General features: G+C 40.1%; 20 protein-coding genes and 1 pseudogene. 15 read left to right on the forward strand and 6 right to left on the reverse strand.

All coding sequences use genetic code 11. The annotated features are described in order from the left end of the window. Positions 1–5: 5 nt before the first annotated feature. The 11 genes and pseudogenes from MKX82_RS07550 to MKX82_RS07600 all read left to right on the forward strand — a co-directional run. Positions 6–917: a helix-turn-helix domain-containing protein gene (locus MKX82_RS07550; protein WP_341076122.1), complete on the forward strand. Its 912-nt coding sequence runs from the start codon at positions 6–8 to the stop codon at positions 915–917. Positions 918–1163: 246 nt separating this feature from the next. Next, positions 1164–1742, forward strand: coding sequence for a CDP-diacylglycerol--glycerol-3-phosphate 3-phosphatidyltransferase (pgsA, locus tag MKX82_RS07555; protein ID WP_233314332.1), 579 nt, complete (start codon positions 1164–1166; stop codon positions 1740–1742). A gap of 92 nt (positions 1743–1834) precedes the next feature. Then, on the forward strand, positions 1835–3076 hold the full coding sequence (locus MKX82_RS07560) for a competence/damage-inducible protein A (protein WP_341076124.1): 1242 nt from the start codon (positions 1835–1837) through the stop codon (positions 3074–3076). Between the two features lie 181 nt (positions 3077–3257). After that, complete coding sequence (recA, locus tag MKX82_RS07565) at positions 3258–4307, forward strand: recombinase RecA (protein WP_233314330.1); 1050 nt, start codon at positions 3258–3260, stop codon at positions 4305–4307. A 441-nt stretch (positions 4308–4748) separates the two neighbouring features. Beyond that, positions 4749–6320 (forward strand): ribonuclease Y, encoded by a 1572-nt coding sequence (gene rny, locus MKX82_RS07570; RefSeq protein ID WP_233314778.1) that lies wholly within the window; start codon positions 4749–4751, stop codon positions 6318–6320. Between the two features lie 140 nt (positions 6321–6460). After that, complete coding sequence (locus tag MKX82_RS07575) at positions 6461–7258, forward strand: TIGR00282 family metallophosphoesterase (RefSeq protein ID WP_237941200.1); 798 nt, start codon at positions 6461–6463, stop codon at positions 7256–7258. 207 nt (positions 7259–7465) lie between these two features. Next, on the forward strand, positions 7466–7726 hold the full coding sequence (gene spoVS, locus MKX82_RS07580) for a stage V sporulation protein SpoVS (RefSeq protein ID WP_016201204.1): 261 nt from the start codon (positions 7466–7468) through the stop codon (positions 7724–7726). 171 nt (positions 7727–7897) lie between these two features. Further along, positions 7898–8854 carry a dipeptidase gene (locus tag MKX82_RS07585; protein ID WP_237941201.1) on the forward strand — a complete coding sequence of 319 codons (957 nt, stop codon included), beginning with the start codon at positions 7898–7900 and terminating at the stop codon, positions 8852–8854. 180 nt (positions 8855–9034) lie between these two features. After that, positions 9035–10579, forward strand: a complete 1545-nt coding sequence (gene miaB / locus MKX82_RS07590) for a tRNA (N6-isopentenyl adenosine(37)-C2)-methylthiotransferase MiaB (protein WP_233314327.1) — start codon at positions 9035–9037, stop codon at positions 10577–10579. A 1-nt stretch (position 10580) separates the two neighbouring features. Continuing rightward, entirely contained in the window at positions 10581–10970 is a 390-nt protein-coding gene (locus MKX82_RS07595) for a RicAFT regulatory complex protein RicA family protein (RefSeq protein ID WP_233314326.1), read from the forward strand. A gap of 273 nt (positions 10971–11243) precedes the next feature. Further along, a pseudogene (locus MKX82_RS07600) lies at positions 11244–11598 on the forward strand (IS3 family transposase); the annotation flags it as partial. 63 nt (positions 11599–11661) lie between these two features. Here the strand turns inward: MKX82_RS07600 and MKX82_RS07605 are convergent. The 4 genes from MKX82_RS07605 to MKX82_RS07620 all read right to left on the reverse strand — a co-directional run bounded on the left by MKX82_RS07605 (position 11662) and on the right by MKX82_RS07620 (position 13017). Further along, positions 11662–12006: a hypothetical protein gene (locus MKX82_RS07605; RefSeq protein ID WP_233314325.1), complete on the reverse strand. Its 345-nt coding sequence runs from the start codon at positions 12004–12006 to the stop codon at positions 11662–11664. 107 nt (positions 12007–12113) lie between these two features. Then, positions 12114–12383: a hypothetical protein gene (locus tag MKX82_RS07610; RefSeq protein ID WP_185766892.1), complete on the reverse strand. Its 270-nt coding sequence runs from the start codon at positions 12381–12383 to the stop codon at positions 12114–12116. Positions 12384–12421: 38 nt separating this feature from the next. Beyond that, entirely contained in the window at positions 12422–12802 is a 381-nt protein-coding gene (locus MKX82_RS07615; protein WP_233314324.1) for a hypothetical protein, read from the reverse strand. A 62-nt stretch (positions 12803–12864) separates the two neighbouring features. Continuing rightward, entirely contained in the window at positions 12865–13017 is a 153-nt protein-coding gene (locus MKX82_RS07620) for a hypothetical protein (protein ID WP_251644578.1), read from the reverse strand. A gap of 426 nt (positions 13018–13443) precedes the next feature. Between MKX82_RS07620 and MKX82_RS07625 the strand changes: the two genes are divergently transcribed. Then, positions 13444–13968 (forward strand): SRPBCC family protein, encoded by a 525-nt coding sequence (locus tag MKX82_RS07625; protein WP_341076149.1) that lies wholly within the window; start codon positions 13444–13446, stop codon positions 13966–13968. A gap of 52 nt (positions 13969–14020) precedes the next feature. Here MKX82_RS07625 and MKX82_RS07630 read toward each other — a convergent pair whose 3' ends face one another. Further along, entirely contained in the window at positions 14021–14794 is a 774-nt protein-coding gene (locus tag MKX82_RS07630) for a class I SAM-dependent methyltransferase (protein ID WP_233314322.1), read from the reverse strand. A 125-nt stretch (positions 14795–14919) separates the two neighbouring features. Here MKX82_RS07630 and MKX82_RS07635 point away from each other — a divergent pair, with 125 nt between their 5' ends. Further along, on the forward strand, positions 14920–15783 hold the full coding sequence (locus MKX82_RS07635; RefSeq protein ID WP_251648163.1) for a LysR family transcriptional regulator: 864 nt from the start codon (positions 14920–14922) through the stop codon (positions 15781–15783). 8 nt (positions 15784–15791) lie between these two features. On the opposite strand, the gene MKX82_RS07640 is transcribed toward MKX82_RS07635, so the two are convergent. Then, positions 15792–16058, reverse strand: a complete 267-nt coding sequence (locus MKX82_RS07640; protein WP_341076158.1) for a hypothetical protein — start codon at positions 16056–16058, stop codon at positions 15792–15794. A 157-nt stretch (positions 16059–16215) separates the two neighbouring features. Between MKX82_RS07640 and MKX82_RS07645 the strand changes: the two genes are divergently transcribed. Together MKX82_RS07645 and MKX82_RS07650 are read left to right on the forward strand one after the other, a co-directional pair. Next, positions 16216–16956 carry a MurR/RpiR family transcriptional regulator gene (locus MKX82_RS07645; RefSeq protein WP_233314319.1) on the forward strand — a complete coding sequence of 247 codons (741 nt, stop codon included), beginning with the start codon at positions 16216–16218 and terminating at the stop codon, positions 16954–16956. 179 nt (positions 16957–17135) lie between these two features. Continuing rightward, a complete protein-coding gene (locus MKX82_RS07650) occupies positions 17136–18590 on the forward strand; it encodes a glycoside hydrolase family 1 protein (RefSeq protein ID WP_341076161.1) in 1455 nt (484 codons plus the stop codon). Positions 18591–18610: the final 20 nt, after the last annotated feature.

Here is an 18610-nt window from a genome sequence, read left to right on the forward strand (position 1 = left end):
TATTTGTGAGTGAACTAGGAAACAGATTAAAAGAAGCAAGGCTTGCAAAAGGCTTAAGCCTTGAGGAGCTGCAAGAAATTACAAAAATACAAACCCGTTATCTTATCGGGATTGAAGAGGGCAACTTCAGCATGATGCCCGGGAATTTTTATGCCAGAGCGTTCATTAAACAATATGCGGAAGCAGTAAATTTGCCTGCTGATGACTTGTTTGAAGAATATAAGAGCGAAATCCCGTCAAGCGGCAATGAGGAAATACCAGAGAAGCTCTCAAGGGTGACATCAAGACAAACGATGTCAGAAGGCGGATCAAAGGTATTTGATATATTGCCGAAGATTCTTATTACATTGCTCGTTATTGGTGTGGCTGCCATTGCATGGTATTTCATATCAAAAGGCGGCAATGGTGACTCTGCTGCAGAGAATGAAAACGCCCCAACAGAAGCGAAGTATGGCGAGTCAGAAACGCTGAAGGATACGGAAAACAGCGAGGCGAAAGATGACAATGCCTCTGAAGAAAAAGCGACCGATACAGCAACTAAAGAAGATGAGCCTGCTGAAGAAGAGGAAGAGGAAACGCCTAAGCAGGAAATTACCGTTAGCGGAACAAGCGGAAGCGCCTCTACATATGAATTGAAAAATGCGGACAAGTTCAGCGTCAAGCTTGTTTCAACAGGACAGACATGGGTGAACATGCAAAACGGCAAAGGGTATTCTTTCTTCCAAGGCATTCTCGATAAAGATGGAGAAGAATCTAAGACAGTAGATTACTCGAAGGAAACAGAAGCGGTGCTTGTCATCGGTAACAGCAGTCAAACAGAGGTTTATGTTAATGATGAGAAAATCGATTTTGCTGTTTCGCCGTCAGATTCCGTACGCCAAGACATCACAATCAAGTATGTCAAGGATAGTGAATAACAAAAACCATTTAGCAAGAAAAAAGGGCTGTGTAATCGGCTCTTTCTTGCTTTTTGCAGACTTCTTTCTTAATATGCAGCATGTTTAGAGAGTCTGCTAGGTCACTATATTTCGCTTTTTTTATTATTATTGGGTATAATACTAATGTTTTCATACTATTTTGGCTAATTTTGCGTAACGTAAGTCTTCTTTGACTGGCCAATGATGAAATAACGCTATTTTTGTACATAAAACGGAGGAAGTAAGATGAATTTACCTAACAAAATAACCATTTCAAGAATACTGTTAATTCCGGTATTTTTAGTCATTATGCTTGCAGACTTTTCTTGGGGCGAACTGGAGCTGCTTGGCGTTTCATTGCCTGTGACTCATTTTGTCGGCGCACTTCTGTTCATTTTGGCATCGACAACAGATTGGGTTGACGGCTACTTCGCACGAAAATATAATCTCGTGACAGACTTGGGCAAATTTCTTGACCCTTTGGCAGATAAACTGCTTGTATCAGCTGCTCTAATTGTACTTGTAAGTTTTGATATGGCTTCTGCCTGGATTACTATTGTCATTATCAGCAGAGAATTTGCTGTAACAGGGCTGCGTGCTATTCTTGCAAAAGGCGGAGAAGTGGTCGCTGCAAACATGCTTGGGAAAATAAAGACATGGGCACAAATCGTCGCAATTTCCGCATTGCTTTTGCACAACATGATTTTTGAATTGATTGGACTACAATTCGATCAAATCGCTTTATGGGTTGCTTTAATCTTTACAATCTGGTCTGGTTGGGACTATTTCGCTAAGAATAAGCATGTTTTTGCTAATTCTAAATAATTTTCAGCAGAAATTAACTTTTGAATTAAAGGCAAGTTGGGAATAAGGAAAGAGACACCCATATATGGGAGAGAGAAAGGGGAAATGAACGGATGAATGCAGAAATCATAGCTGTTGGTTCTGAGCTGCTGCTCGGTCAAATCGCCAACACAAACGCCCAATATATTTCAAAGCAACTGGCAAATCTCGGAGTAAATGTTTATTATCACACAGCGGTTGGGGACAATTCAACCCGCTTGGAGGATGCGATTAAGATTGCCGAGTCTCGTTCAGATCTTCTTATTTTTACCGGGGGCCTTGGTCCTACAAAGGATGATTTGACGAAGGAGACAATCGCTTTGCATCTTGGGAAAAAGCTTGTCTTTGATGAAGATGCTATCCATTCAATCGAGCAATACTTTGTGCGTTCTAAGCGCACGATGACAGAAAATAACAAGAAGCAGGCGCTAGTACTGGAAGGCTCCCGCATACTTGCAAATGATCATGGAATGGCGCCTGGAATGTTCCTTGAAAAAGACAGCCGTTTCTACATGCTCCTTCCTGGTCCGCCTAAGGAAATGCAGCCAATGTTCGATGTATACGGCTATCAGGCACTGCAGGAAAAGCTGACAACAAAAGAGCTAATCGTCTCAAGAGTGCTGCGCTTTTTCGGCATAGGAGAATCGCTGCTGGAAACAGAAATTGTTGATTTGATTGATAAGCAGTCAAATCCGACAATCGCACCGCTGGCTGGCGAAGGGGAAGTCACTCTCCGCATAACATGCAAGCATGATTCACAAGAGGAAGCAGAGCGTTTAATTGATGCTGCTGAAACAGAGATTTTTGAACGTGTCGGCGAATTCTTCTATGGGTATGATGACACGACTCTTGCTAAAGAGCTTTCTAAGGAATTAGAGAAACACGGACTGACTGTCGCTGCGGCCGAAAGCCTCACCGGCGGATTGTTCCAGCAGGAAATGACGAACATCCCAGGAGCAGGCGTTGTTTTTGGCGGTGGAGTGGTCTGCTATACGAATGAAGTGAAGCAAAATGTTCTTTCTGTTAAGGAAGAGACTATTAAGAATCACGGTGTTGTAAGTGAGCAGTGTGCAATCGAACTGGCTGAAAACGTAGCTAAACTGATTGGCACAGATATCGGAATCAGCTTCACAGGAGTCGCTGGTCCTGATGAGTTAGAAGGGCATCCGGTTGGAACTGTTTATATCGGAATTGCTGTGAAAGGAAAACCGACTATTTCAGAAAAGCTTCTTCTTGGAGGAGGACGTTCGGCAAACAGAAGCAGATCGTCAAAATACGGACAATTTTTCCTGCTTAAAGAATTGAAGAAGCTGTAATTAGCACTCCTGGCTCGTTTCTTAGTTATGGTGCAGCATTTTTAAAAAAACGAATGAATGTTCTACTTTTTGCTGTACAAACTCGGAGAAAAAGAGTATATTTAATATATATTCTTGAACACCAAATGAATCTGCCGAATGGGAAATGATTCATTTTTATATATTAAAGGAGGAGAATTTTTTGAGCGATCGTCAAGCTGCTTTAGAAATGGCATTAAAACAAATAGAGAAACAATTTGGTAAAGGTAGTATCATGAAATTAGGAGAACAGACAGACCGGGTTGTCTCCACTATTCCGAGCGGTTCATTAGCATTGGATGCAGCACTTGGGGTTGGCGGATATCCACGAGGCCGTATTATTGAAACCTATGGTCCTGAAAGCTCAGGTAAAACGACTGTTGCTCTACATGCAATTGCAGAAGTTCAAGCAACTGGTGGACAAGCTGCATTTATCGATGCAGAGCATGCGTTAGACCCTGTTTACGCACAAAAGCTCGGTGTAAACATTGATGAGCTGCTTCTTTCTCAGCCGGATACGGGAGAACAAGCGCTTGAAATCGCGGAAGCATTGGTAAGAAGTGGTGCCGTTGATATCCTTGTTATCGATTCCGTTGCAGCACTTGTACCTAAAGCGGAAATTGAAGGGGAGATGGGTGATTCCCATGTTGGTTTGCAAGCTCGCTTGATGTCACAAGCGCTTCGTAAGCTTTCAGGTGCAATCAACAAATCGAAAACAATCGCGATTTTCATTAACCAGATTCGTGAAAAAGTTGGCGTTATGTTCGGAAACCCTGAAACAACACCAGGTGGCCGCGCATTGAAATTCTATTCAACTGTTCGTTTAGAAGTTCGCCGTGCTGAAACACTTAAACAAGGTACGGATATAGTCGGAAATAAAACGAAAATCAAAGTTGTGAAAAATAAAGTAGCACCGCCGTTCCGAGTTGCGGAAGTCGACATCATGTATGGAGAAGGTATATCCAAAGAAGGCGAGACAATTGATCTTGGTTCTGAGCTGGATATTGTTCAAAAGAGCGGATCTTGGTATTCTTATAATGATGAGCGTTTAGGCCAAGGCCGTGAAAATGCGAAGCTTTTCCTTAAAGAAAACAAAGATATTCTTCTTGAAATTCAGAAGAAGATTCGTGACCACTACGGTTTGGATAACGAAGTTGTCTTAAAACCAGGACAAGATGAAGAAGACCAAGAGTCTTTTGAATTAGTAGACTAACGTAAAGGATAGGATAGCGGTCACTAGACTGCTATCCTTTTTTCGTTATTTGAAAAACAGCTAAAGGTGCTGTTTAGGTATTTTTTTCCTGTCTATACTAGTAATACGAATCGATTTTATCTGAGGGTTGGGAATTAGAATCTATTCGTTTCGCAACAGTTTTTTACAAGAAGAGAGAAAGATGTATAATTTACCAGTAAATGCTAGATTATGCATAGGCGAATAAGATGAAACCCCTTAAATTAGTGTCTATCCTCCTAATTCAAGCTCTTGACAATGAATTGGCACAACTATACAATTATATTGTATATTTTACATTTTTATGAGTATGAAAAACCTAGAAACTATGTGCTAGGGCAGTATTTTCGCTTTAAAAAGAACTATAAGCCAATACTTTTAAAATCGTAACAACACAATTTAATAGCAAGAGGAGGTGAAATGATGGAAACCAATACAATTATCATCTCCATTTTGCTTGGCCTAATCGTAATTGCCGTTGTTGGCTTTGTTGTATATTTTATTCGTAAGTCCAATGCTAATGCAAAAATTGCTAATGCGACAATGACTGCTGAACAAATGATTGAAACTGCAAAACGTGAAGCAGAAGCATTGAAAAAAGAAGCTTTGTTAGAAGCAAAGGATGAGATTCACAAGCTTCGCAGTGAAGCAGAACTAGAAGTTCGTGATCGAAGAAATGAACTACAAAAACAAGAAAATCGTTTATTGCAAAAAGAAGAAAACCTTGACCGTAAGGGAGAGGCGCTTGATAAACGGGAAACAATTTTAGAAAAGAGGGACGATTCTCTTAATAAAAGACAACAGCATATGGAAGAGATGGAGAGCAAAGTGGATGAGATGGTTCGCAAGCAGCAAACTGAACTAGAGCGCATTTCCGGTTTAACTCGCGAAGAGGCAAAATCCATCATTTTAGACAAAACAGAGCAAGATATCGCCCATGATATCGCTATAATGATTAAAGAAAGCGATACAAGAGCAAAAGAGGAAGCAGACAAGAAAGCGAAAGAAGTTCTGTCGCTTGCTATCCAAAGATGTGCCGCAGATCATGTTGCCGAAACAACTGTATCCGTGGTTAACTTGCCTAATGATGAGATGAAAGGCCGAATCATCGGTAGAGAAGGGCGCAACATTCGTACGCTTGAGACACTTACTGGAATTGATTTAATTATTGATGACACACCAGAAGCTGTCATTCTTTCAGGTTTTGACCCTATCAGAAGGGAAACAGCAAGACTGGCCCTTGATAAGCTTGTGCAGGATGGCCGCATCCATCCAGCTCGCATTGAGGAAATGGTCGATAAGGCAAGACGTGAAGTTGATGAACATATCCGTGAAATCGGTGAACAGACAACATTTGAAGTTGGTGTACATGCACTTCACCCTGACTTGATCAAAATTCTCGGCCGTTTAAAATTCAGAACAAGCTACGGCCAAAATGTGCTGAAACACAGTATAGAGGTTGCACAGCTTTCAGGTATACTTGCTGCGGAACTTGGGGAAGATGAAACACTTGCGAGAAGAGCAGGATTGCTCCATGACATCGGAAAAGCTATTGACCATGAAGTCGAAGGAAGCCATGTTGAAATTGGGGTAGAACTTGCCACCAAGTATAAAGAACATCCTGTGGTTATTAATAGCATTGCTTCCCATCATGGCGATACAGAGCCTACTTCTATTATTGCGGTACTTGTTGCTGCTGCTGATGCACTTTCAGCTGCAAGACCTGGTGCCCGCAGAGAGACACTAGAGAATTATATTCGCCGTCTCGAAAAATTAGAAGAAATCTCTGAATCATATGATGGTGTTGAGAAGTCGTTTGCTATTCAAGCAGGCCGTGAAATACGAATAATGGTTAAACCTGACTTGATTGACGATTTGGAATCACATCGATTAGCACGTGATATCCGCAAAAAGATCGAAGAAGAGCTGGATTATCCAGGACATATCAAGGTTACAGTTATACGTGAAACAAGAGCTGTTGAATACGCAAAATAAAAAAACGGTGCCATGTGCACCGTTTTTATTTTGAAAAGCTGTATAAGAGAAAAAGAATGAATGTATGTTAAACTAAAGAGAACCTAGTTTGGATAGGAAGCTGCCATATTTGGCAGGGCTTCATAGAAAGGATTTATATTATGCATATTTTATTTATAGGCGATGTGGTCGGATCGATGGGAAGGGACATGATTAAAGAATATGTGCCGAAGCTGAAGGAAAAATACCGCCCTCAATTGACGATTATTAATGGTGAAAATGCTGCTGGCGGCAAAGGGATTACAGAAAAAATTTACCGCGGCTTTTTAGAGGTAGGAGCTCAAGCGGTGACTTTAGGTAATCACACTTGGGATAATCGGGAGATTTTTGATTTTATTGATGAAGCCAAATATTTGGTGAGACCAGCCAATTTTTCGGAGAATAATCCTGGCAAAGGCATGGTTTTTGTCAAAATCAATGATATAGAAGTAGCTGTCATCAATCTGCAAGGAAGAACCTTCATGAATCCAAGTGATGATCCATTTGTAAAAGCAGATGAACTGATTGCTGAAGCGAAAAAACGAACAGATATTATCTTTGTTGATTTTCATGGAGAGGCAACAAGTGAAAAGCAGGCAATGGGCTGGTACTTAGATGGCAGGGTTACAGCAGTTATCGGAACACATACCCATGTACAAACAGCTGATAACCGCATCCTTCCGCAAGGAACAGCATTTATGGCAGATGTCGGCATGACAGGCCCATATGACGGCATATTAGGAATGGAACGGTCAGCTGTCATTAACAGATTTTTGACAAACTTGCCGACACGCTTTGAGCCGCCAAAAGCAGGAAGAGCGACTTTGAGTGCATGTCTGATCGAGGTGGACAAAAAAACCGGCAAAGCGAAAAAAATCAACCGAATCCTTATTAATGAAGATCATCCATTCTTCTCTTAATAAAGTGGAAACCGAAACGTAAAGTTTCGGTTTTTTTATTTTGTTATACAGTGTTTTACGCAATTTAGGATTATTTTTCCTAAATTTTTGTCCAAGCTGGAATAAGTGTTTTAAAAGCAGAATATAGTAGCAATGGAATGATATATATCCTGATGTGTTCTATTAATATGCTGAACATGCGGGGGGGTTAACAAGGAGGAGCTAGAAATGGAGATATTAAAGGTTTCAGCAAAGTCTAGTCCCAATTCTGTAGCTGGTGCGCTTGCAGGTGTTCTGCGTGAAAGAGGCGGAGCAGAAATCCAAGCTATTGGTGCAGGTGCATTGAATCAAGCTGTTAAAGCAGTTGCTATCGCAAGAGGGTTTGTAGCACCTAGCGGAGTGGATTTAATTTGTATCCCAGCCTTCACTGATATCGTTATTGACGGTGAGGAACGAACAGCCATCAAGCTCATTGTAGAGCCTAGATAAACAGGCGAAAAATAGGCAAATGAACAAACCATAACCCTGTTAACACTGCTCTTTTACATAGTAAATAGCCGGCAGAGGAATAAGGGACTGAACCTGTATGATTAGCCATACAGGTTCTTTTTTTAGCAAGTAGGCGCTTTTGGATAAAAGCAGAATATAATATAGTTAATTATGATTTCACGAGGTGAGAAGATGGCAGCATTGCCTTTTTTTGATGGACATTGTGATGTGTTGTTTAAAATGTTTTTAGACCAGAAGATTCACTTTCATGAAAGCAACAAACTGCAAGTTACCTATAAGGGATTACGCAGCAGCGGAGCAAAGGTTCAATGCTTTGCGATTTATCTGCCTGAATCCGTGCATCCTGATGTGCGCTTTGATGCAGCCTTGAGAATGGTTGATATCTTTTATGAACAAATCTTAAAACCGAATCCGCTTTTAAAGCTAATTAAAAGCCAACAGAATATTGATTCCCTATTGCCGGATGAAATCGGTATTGTCTTAACATTAGAAGGGTGTGAAGCGATCGGGGAGGATTTAGTTAAGCTTAAAACCTTGCTGCGTCTTGGCGTTACCTCTGTTGGACTGACTTGGAATCACGCCAACGCTGTAGCCGATGGAGCGATGGAGCCCAGAGGGGCTGGGCTGACTGTCTTTGGCAAAGAAGTAGTGAAAGAGCTTAATAGTCAGAAAGTCTGGTGCGATGTCTCCCATCTTTCAGAAAGAGGCTTTTGGGATACACTGGAAGTGGCAGACTACCCATTCGCTTCTCATTCGAACGCGTACACATTATGTCCTCATCCAAGAAACTTGCGAGATGATCAAATAAAAGCGCTGATTGATGTGAACAGTGTTATCGGCATCACATTTGTTCCACCTTTTTTGAGCGGAACAGACTCTGCGGCGCTAACAGATGTGATTCGGCATGTAGATTATATTTGTTCATTAGGGGGCGAGGATCATGTGGGATTCGGCTCCGATTTTGATGGCACAGACTCATTTGTGTGCGGCCTCGAGTCCATTTATGGCTATGAAAATCTAATCAATGAACTGTTAAAATACTATACTACCAGTCAGACAGAAAAGTTTCTGTTTCAGAACATGAAAAAACGGTATCCACACGAGTAGCCAACATTCGTTCATCCAGTATGCTCTAAGAACCTTCCTATTGTGTTCATAGCTTGAAAGGCTTATACTAATATAATGTAAACTTGTCAAAACTAGCATATGAATGCGTTAATGGGAAATTTTTCAACAAAAGCTTATGGATGATAATGACATCTCATCGATAAGAGAGGAGTATGTTAAATGAACGAAAAACAGCGTTTAGAAACTCAAAAATTGGATACTGTTACTTCAACGGTTAAAAAACCTGAAAAAGACTACAGCAAATATTTTGAAACTGTCTATACACCTCCATCCTTAAGGGATGCAAAGCGCAGAGGAAAGGAAGAAATCCGTTATGAAAATGACTTTGTGATTTCTGAACAATTCCGCGGTATGGGAGAAGGACGGAAGTTTTATATCCGCACATTCGGCTGCCAGATGAACGAACATGATACAGAAGTAATGGCAGGTATTTTCTTAAGTTTAGGCTATGAGCCGACGAATACAGTAGAGGATGCGAATGTCATCCTGCTGAACACATGTGCAATTCGTGAAAATGCAGAAAATAAAGTGTTCGGTGAGCTTGGTCATCTTAAGTCTCTGAAAACAGAGAAGCCTGATCTTCTACTTGGCGTTTGCGGCTGTATGTCTCAAGAGGAATCTGTCGTTAATAAAATTTTAAAAACATATAACCAAGTTGATATTATCTTTGGAACTCATAATATTCACCGTTTGCCAAACATCCTTCATGAAGCTTATATGTCCAAGGAAATGGTCGTAGAAGTATGGTCGAAGGAAGGGGATGTTATTGAAAACCTTCCGAAAGTACGTAATGGACAGATTAAAGCATGGGTTAATATTATGTACGGCTGTGATAAGTTCTGTACATACTGTATTGTGCCTTATACTCGAGGCAAGGAAAGAAGCCGACGTCCTGAGGATATTATTCACGAAGTCCGTCAGTTGGCAGCACAAGGCTATAAGGAAATCACACTCCTAGGACAGAACGTTAATGCATATGGTAAAGACTTTACAGATATGAACTACCGTCTAGGTGACTTGATGGATGAAATCAGCAAAATCGATATTCCGCGAATTCGTTTTACAACAAGCCATCCGCGCGACTTTGATGACCATTTGATTGAAGTTTTGGCTAAAGGCGGCAATATGGTAGAGCATATTCATTTGCCAGTACAATCAGGTTCTTCTGATGTATTGAAAATCATGGCTCGAAAATATACGAGAGAGCAGTATTTAGAGCTTGTTCGCAAAATGAAAGCAGCGATTCCAAACTTGACGTTAACAACAGATATCATCGTCGGCTATCCAAATGAAACAGAAGAGCAATTCCAAGAAACACTTTCTTTATATGAAGAAGTTGGCTTCGAAGCTGCTTATACGTTCATTTATTCACCGCGTGAAGGAACTCCTGCTGCCAAAATGAAGGACAATGTGCCGATGGAAGTGAAAAAGGAACGTCTACAGCGCTTGAATGCATTGGTGAATGCAAAATCAGCTGAATCCATGAAGAGCTATAAAGGCCAAATCGTGGAAGTACTTGTAGAAGGCGAAAGCAAAAAACAATCGGATGTGCTTGCAGGCTATACGCGCAAAAACAAGCTTGTGAACTTTGTCGGTCCGAAATCAGCAATCGGCAAGCTCGTATCAGTTAAAATTACAGATGCGAAAACTTGGTCATTAAATGGTGAAATGATTGAGATTATCGAAGCTGTAGAGGCAAACTGAGATGGCTAAATATTCTAAAGAAGAAATATTGAAGCGGACAGAAGAGCTTGCCAAAATGATTCAGGAAACAGAAGAGGTTGATTTTTACATACGTGCGGAAAAACAAATCAACCAAAACAGTAAAGTGAATGACCGAATTGCTCAGATTAAAAAGCTGCAGAAGCAAGCAGTAAATTTGCAGCATTATGGAAAAATCTCAGCACTGAAGGAAACAGAAGCGAAGATTGATGCACTTCAAGCAGAAATTGACGAGATACCGATCGTATCAGAATTTAAAGAATCACAAAAAATTGTCAATGACATGCTGCAGCTCGTGACGAAAACAATTGCCAACAATGTTGTTGATTCCTTTGATGATATAAATACAACAAACAAAAATAAGCTTCATTAAGAAGCATGTTAAAAAGCCAACAATGTTGAACTGCGCCCCAATTGGTAGACACTGTCTAACAATTGGAGGTGCAGTTTTTTTATGACTAATATACAAGTGATATAAAATTAAATATTGTCCAAGGCTTCAACCCGAAAGTAATTGCCACTAATGGATACTGCATTCTTTTTAAAATCCCTAGTTATACAATGGTGTATAATTAGCAGAGATAAATGAAGGTTGGCGATATAGAAGCCCCCTGAACCGCAAGAAAAGGGGCATCCATCCGTGAAAAAACCACCCTATTCACTTGTTTCGGAGATGTTAGAGAAAGCCCTTGAACGTTCACCAGAAGAGCAAATCAGATCAAGGCTGGCATTACCAGATGAAAACAATATCATCCTGCCCTCCAAAAAAGAGGAATGAAACAAAGTATGTCTCATAAAGGAAACTGTTACGATAGCTCAGTGATGGAGAATTTCTTCGGGATGATGAAATCAGAATTCCTTTAATATAAGGAATTCGAATATGTAGAACATCTTAAATAAGAACCTTGAAAAATATATGGAATATTATAATGCCAAACGGATAAGGCAAATTCAAAATGAGTCCGGTACAATACCGAACTCATTTTGAGCAAGCTGTCTGATGAAATAACCGTACCTAACTTTTAGGGGTCACTTCCATGTTGTTGGCTTTTTATCTTTTACAGTTATTTATTATTAAGAATGTTGATTGCTTGCAGGAACGCTTTCCTGTATTCCTGCTGTTCCTTCATTGCAGTCTCGAGAGTAGTCAGCAAGGATTTGTTTAGCTGTCTTGTTTCTCTGTCTCGATTGTTACTTTGCTGAATAGTATTTAAAAGAAAGGTGTAAACAAGCATTAAGCTCGAATAATTGTCCACATAGGTTAAACTGACTGCACTGCCGCCATTTCCTCCTTCTGCGTGTGTGTTGACAGAAGGTGCTCCTGATTCAAGGATTTTGTCAACAAGCTCCTCTGGCACGCCTAATTCCTGCAGCTTTTCCTTCGTTAAGCCAATGTTCTTTTCCGCCATGTTCCCACTTCCTTTCGTTTATGTAATATATATAAGATAAGAAGGGCAGTCATGCCCATAATTGACGAATCAATCACGGAAATGCTGCCCGGAAATTTTGATTAGTATTAAGCTTCGTTCACCTGTTCAGGGTTGTTCTCGTTGAAAGAAACAGCAGTAGCATCACCAGCACTGTTTGCATTTACAAGAATTCCGCCAATGAAGAAGTTCAACAAGTTTACACCTACAGCAGCTCCTCCAGCAGCACCAGCAGCAGAAAATTGGTTAGCTAGGTTACCGTTACCTTGAGTAGCGTTTGTAAATGCACGAAGTTCTGTACCGTTACCAGAGCCAGAACGGCTTCTTTTGTGAGAATCAGATGTGCATCCAGACAACATATGATTTCACCTCCTTTCAAGCAACATTTCTTTTTTTGTTATTTCTTTATGAAATTAGAAAGGTCTAATGAGAAAAGTGATTTTCCATTTACATTTACTTTTAAATTTCCTTCCTCATTTGAAGCGTCAATGACAGGTAGCTTTTCTTTCAGCTTGCTGAGGTTATCCTCATTCAGCAAGTCTTTAATGGAATTAATATTTAGTGTATTGACTGCTTTTTCCTTTATCGCATCCACACTTTTATTCGCAACAGTGTCTGTGACCTTGCTGCTGAGCTTTTTTGCCAAGCCGCCCATTTCTTCTGTCATCTTGTTCATGAACTGCTCCACATATGCTGCTCTTTCTTCATTTGAAACTTCTTTTCCATTTACATTAAACTTTAAATCGAATTGATCTTTTATATTGAATTTCCCTGCCAACTCCCTCACCCCCTTGCCGTATAGTACAGTATATAAAAACGAGACCAAGCTGTATCCGCGAATTAATCAGTGCAAACGCATATTTTTAAGACAACAATACAAACAAGCCTTGGAAAGCGTTCTTGAACCTTAAAAAACAACAAAAGGGTTAGAGTTTTCAGCATTTGCTGCTTAACATCACTGCTTTTTTCTTTATTTTTATTTTTATCATTCATTTTTATTGAGCCACTTGCCTTTGCAGTCAGACTGTCAGGTGCAAGTTGTTCGACAGGGAAGAGTATGAAGAAGGGCGAATAGGAGCAGCAGTCATTTACTGGCAAGCCTCATAAATAAAGCGCCGAGTATAGAAGACACTTGAGTATGTGAAAAAGCAGGAACAGAGTGATGATCCATTTATCAGCAGAGAGGGGCACTCATCTATATGAAGAAGTTTGTAGTGTTCATCCTTGTGCCGAAGATGCCTTAACATAAAGAATCACAGTTGAATGGTTATCCGTACACAGCTCCTGTTCAACCCTCGTGCCGCATACTAAGTTCATCGTGTGACACAGCAGGATTTCAATGAGTATTGCTAGAATGTAAACGATAGGAAACTTATCTTTGCTGCTAGAAAAACAGGATCAAATATTTGGAGGTATGTTATGTCTGAAAAGCAAACTTTTGAGCATATAGTCTATTACACGGAAGGTAATAATCTTGTAATGGAGAGAAAGTTTAAGGCACCTAGAGCAGCGGTTTTTAAGGCCTATTCCGACTCAGCACTGATAGAGGCTTGGTGGGGACCAGAGGGCTGGAAAACTAAAAATACAAGCTTTGAATTCAAGCAAAATGGCGTATGGCATTATTGCATGACTTGTACAGATGAAAATCAGGGAGATTTTTTTGGGCAGGAATCTTGGGGACTTGCAGTGTATAAGAAAATGGTTGCACCAGAAGTCATACTCTATACAGATGCGTTCTCAGATAAGGACGGAAATGTTGCTCCTGACATGCCGAAAATGCAGATCAGCGTCTTTTTCAAGGAAGAAAGCCAGCAAACACTTCTTGAAATTAAGAGCGCCTTTGCTTCAGAGGAAGCGCTGATGCAAGTGTTGGAAATGGGTGTTGTCCAAGGCATGGAATCCCAATTCTGCCGTCTGGACGAATTGCTTGCGAATGGCTTATAAACTAAACAAACAGAATGCCTTTAATAACAGCATTCTGTTTTTTATTTATTGTTTATTCCTTCATACCGATGACTCGAATTCGTTTATAGTCGGCTATCCATGTCCCATCCACATATAAATCTGCTCTTAATTTAGCTTCTACACTTTTAATAATCTTATTTTTTGTGCTCTCTGCCATTCCTGCAAAAAATGCTCCACCAAACATCTCCAGCCAGTTATACAGACCGTTTTCACCAATAAAAGGTGTTGGCCTGTCAAAATGCTGTGCATAAATACAGCGGAATCCTATTTGCTCCATTTTGGTTGTATACTCAGCAATACTCGGGAAATACCAGGGATACTTATCCCAGTCAAAGGTCAACCCGCAAGCAGCGATTTCTGATAGAACGGCCTCTGAAATCTTTTGCACATTGCCTTTTCCACCGAATTCGGCAACAAACCTTCCTCCTTGCTTTAAACTTGTATAAATGGAAGCTAATGCTTGCTCAGGAGGCTTAACCCAATGAAGTGTCGCATTGGAAAAAACAGCATCAAATTCCTCGGTATATGGAAGGTTTGTCGCATCGCCTACAAGGAAGTTCAGATGAGGGTACTTCTTTTTTGCGGTAGCAATCATATTCGGCGAGTTATCCATGCCAAGAACTTCACAGTTGCTCGCAGATAACTTGTTTGCCAAATCTCCTGTGCCGCAGCCAAGATCCAATATTTTTTCCCCAGCTTTCGGGGCAAGGAGGCTGACTAAATCACCTCCGTAGTTTGATACGAATGAATGTTTTTCATCGTATAAGCCTGCATTCCACATGTCTTGCTTACTTATGCTGTTCATCGTCTTTCCCCTTTCTTTCGTATATGTATATTTCTGTAATTAGATTATAATGGGAATAACATTGTTTGGAAATTAACAAAAAACGAAGGAATTAATAACGGATAGTTATTAGAGAGTAGGTTAACATGGATATTAAATGGCTTAAAACGTTTATTGTTGCTGCAAAGCATGAGAATTTTCGCATCGCATCAGAGGAGCTGTTTTTGACACAGCCTGCTGTCACAAAGCATATTAAAAGATTGGAAGAAACATTGCATACAGAATTGTTTGATAGAATCGGCAAAAGTATTTCGCTCACATCAGCTGGTCATCATTTTCTGCCCCTTGCTATGGAAATGATGGATAAATATGAGCAAGGCTTGGAGAGTTTTGAATCGTGGAAGCAAGGTTATGTAAAAAAACTGACTATCGCAGCAGCACCGCAAATCGCTTCAAGCATTTTGCCGTCGATTTTACGCAGCTTTATGGACCAATACCCGGATATTGAGGTACTTGTCCGCGTGGTGAGCTCCTATGAAATGGGGGAAGAAATCAGCCTATTAAAAGCAGATATCGGATTATCACGTTTAAAGCCTATCCAAGCTAGTCTACATGTCGAAACCCTTCATGAAGATAAAGTAATGCTTATAGCGCCTCCTCAAAAGCAAATGGAGGAAGGGGAGGTGCTAAAAAAATATAGGTTAATTACGCATAATCATCCAGAATATTGGGAGGATCTGCTACATGTCATTAAAAGAAATTATCCTGCTGTCAGGACGATGATGGTAAATCAAATGGAAATAACGAAGCGATTTATAGGAATTGGACTCGGTGTATCTTATCTGCCTTACACGACTGTTATGGAAGAAATAAAGGAAGCCAGGCTAATGGAAGTAAAGGCGGATAAAATATCGCCTCCAGCATCAACTACCTATTTATTGTCGAAGGTGATAACAAAGGAGGCAAATTTATTCATTTCGTTTTTAAAAAGACAGATTGCGACCATGTAGGAGAACTGCTATAAGTTCTCTGCTAGAATAATTTTTTCTAGTTCTCTATGAAAATGCAGCTTTTGAACATGGTCAGCTAGAATCTTGTTTACATCCGTTTCTTTTATGAATGCACGAACAGCACTATTCATTTGCAGCATTGTTCCATATTTGTTTAAAAGCTGCATATACATTGTCTCTTTTTGAAGCAGCTTGTATTTTTTATAAAGTGATCGAGAGGGCGAAGCGGAAATAATACCTATTATCAGGCTGAACAATAAATCTAACAATTTCATGCAACTCCGTTTATATTAAAGTTTTTTGTCTTTGTTACTATCTACGTGCAAGCAGTCAAAGAAGTTTCTTTTATTAAAAGAAAATAATAGTTTTGCTTACTCCAAAAGTTTCAGCAAGTGTGAATAGTATGGTAGAATTGCATTCGAGGTGGTAAAAATGGAGCAGCTGATTTATACGCTGTTGGCATATATCAACAATTCCTTGAACAAGGATATTAATTATCATGTAGCAAGAGGTCTTCTTGAACATATTCATGAGATTGAAAGCTTCTCACTCGAAAGCGCAGCAGATGCTTGTCATGTGGCACCATCTACGATTAACCGCTTTTGTAAGAGAATTGGATTCCGGAATTTTTCTAGCATGCGCAACAGTGTCAATATCCCAATTGATGCATCACTTAACGAAACGAATCATACTCCACTACATACACATGAACTGTTTCAGCAATTAAACGAAAATCTTGCCATGATTGATCAAATACCGCTAGAGCAGATTGATCGCATTGCAACACGTATCAAAAAATCAAAAAGAATCATCATACTAGGTTTTGAGAAATATCAAGTCCAAGCGATGGAACTGCAGAAGAAGTTGCTTCTTTTAGGTAAGCTGAGTGAGTGCGGCACCAATTTCTTTAAACAAATGGATGCATTAGCAGAGCTCGGCGAGGATGACCTCATTATTACGATTTCCATTCAAGGGAATATATTTTCTGCCTATTTTCCATTTATTGAAAAATTCAAGGCTGCACAAGGTCAAAAGCTCCTTATAACGTTTTCGGACGAGCTTGGTAAATTAGGCGTTTTCGATGAAATCATCCAATGTGGCAAAATAGAAAACTCAAGCGTGAGCAGTTATACACTTCTGAGGCTGTTTGATGTGCTCTTTTTCCGCTATTAACTGGTCTCATTCAGACCAGTTCCCCCCGTTGACAGCAGATAGGTGTTGGTCTATCAGCTTTAATTCTTAGTGACGTGAATAATAGTTTTTATAAAGCCAATAAGCTGGTCTTAATCAGACCAGTTTTTCTTGTGGAATACTAGTATCATAGATTTATAAACATACTAGGAGGCATTGATATGAAAAAAAGTCATTTTCCTGAAGGATTTTTATGGGGCGGAGCAACAGCAGCTAATCAGCTCGAAGGGGCTTATAATGAAGGCGGAAAAGGATTATCTATTTTCGATATGGTAGCATTCGTGCCGAAGGAAGAAAGAAATCATGAAATTGAAATGGATGTAAGAAGTGAAGAGGAATTAGAAGAGCTGCTTGCTGGAAAAGGCGGAGATAACTTCCCAAAACGCCGCGGCATTGATTTCTATCATCGTTATAAGGAAGATATTGCGCTTTTTGCGGAAATGGGCTTCAAAACATTCCGTATGTCGATTTCTTGGCCGCGTATTTTTCCAAATGGAGATGAAACGGTACCGAATGAAGAGGGCCTAGCATTTTATGACAGAGTGTTTGATGAACTGCAAAAATACGGAATTGAGCCATTAGTAACATTGTCTCATTATGAGCTTCCACTGAATCTTGTGCAGAAGTATAATGGCTGGACTGACCGCAGATTAGTAGACTATTTTGTGCATTATGCTGAAACCGTCTTCAACCGTTATAAAGATAAAGTGAAATACTGGCTGACATTTAATGAGATCAATGTTTCCACAATTTCACCGTATATCGGCAGCGGTATCCTCGTAGACCGTGTTGAAAACCGTGAACAGGCTGTTTACCAAGCACTTCACCATCAATTTGTGGCAAGTGCAAGAGCAGTTAAAGCTTGTCACGAAATCATTCCAGGTGCGCAGATAGGCTGTATGCTTGCCCGCATGGAAACATATGCTGAAACATGCAATCCAGATGATGTGCTTGCAGCATTGGATGAAGACCAAAAAAATCTTTTCTTCACAGACGTACAAGTGCGCGGTTATTATCCTAGCTATATGAACCGTTATTTCGAGGAAAATGATATCAAGATTGAAATGCTTCCAGGTGATGAAGAAATTCTGCTTCAGCATCCAGTTGATTTCTTGTCCTTCAGCTATTACATGACAATGGTATCAAGTGGTTCACCTGATAAAATGAAAGAAAAAGGTAACTTCTTTAGCGGCATTCTAAATCCTTATTTAGAAGCATCTGATTGGGGCTGGCAAATCGATCCGAAAGGATTGCGCATTACGTTGAAGAAAATGTATGACCGTTACCAAGTACCATTGTTCATTGTTGAGAATGGATTGGGTGCTTATGATAAAGTAGAGGAAGACGGCACTATTCAGGATGACTACCGAATTGATTACTTGCGTGCTCATATCGAACAAATGGGCGAAGCGATTAAAGATGGCGTAGATGTAATGGGCTACACTAGCTGGGGCTGTATTGATTTAATCAGTGCAGGTACGTCTGAAATGTCTAAGCGCTACGGCTTTATCTATGTAGATCAAGACGATTATGGCAAAGGTACATTGGAAAGAAAGAAGAAAAAATCGTTTGACTGGTACAAAAATGTTATTTCCACAAACGGGGCAGAACTATAATTAAAATTAACGCCTTCTCA

Origin of the sequence: Niallia sp. FSL R7-0271, assembly GCF_038005785.1 — a bacterium.
Taxonomy (GTDB): Bacteria; Bacillota; Bacilli; order Bacillales; family Cytobacillaceae; genus Niallia.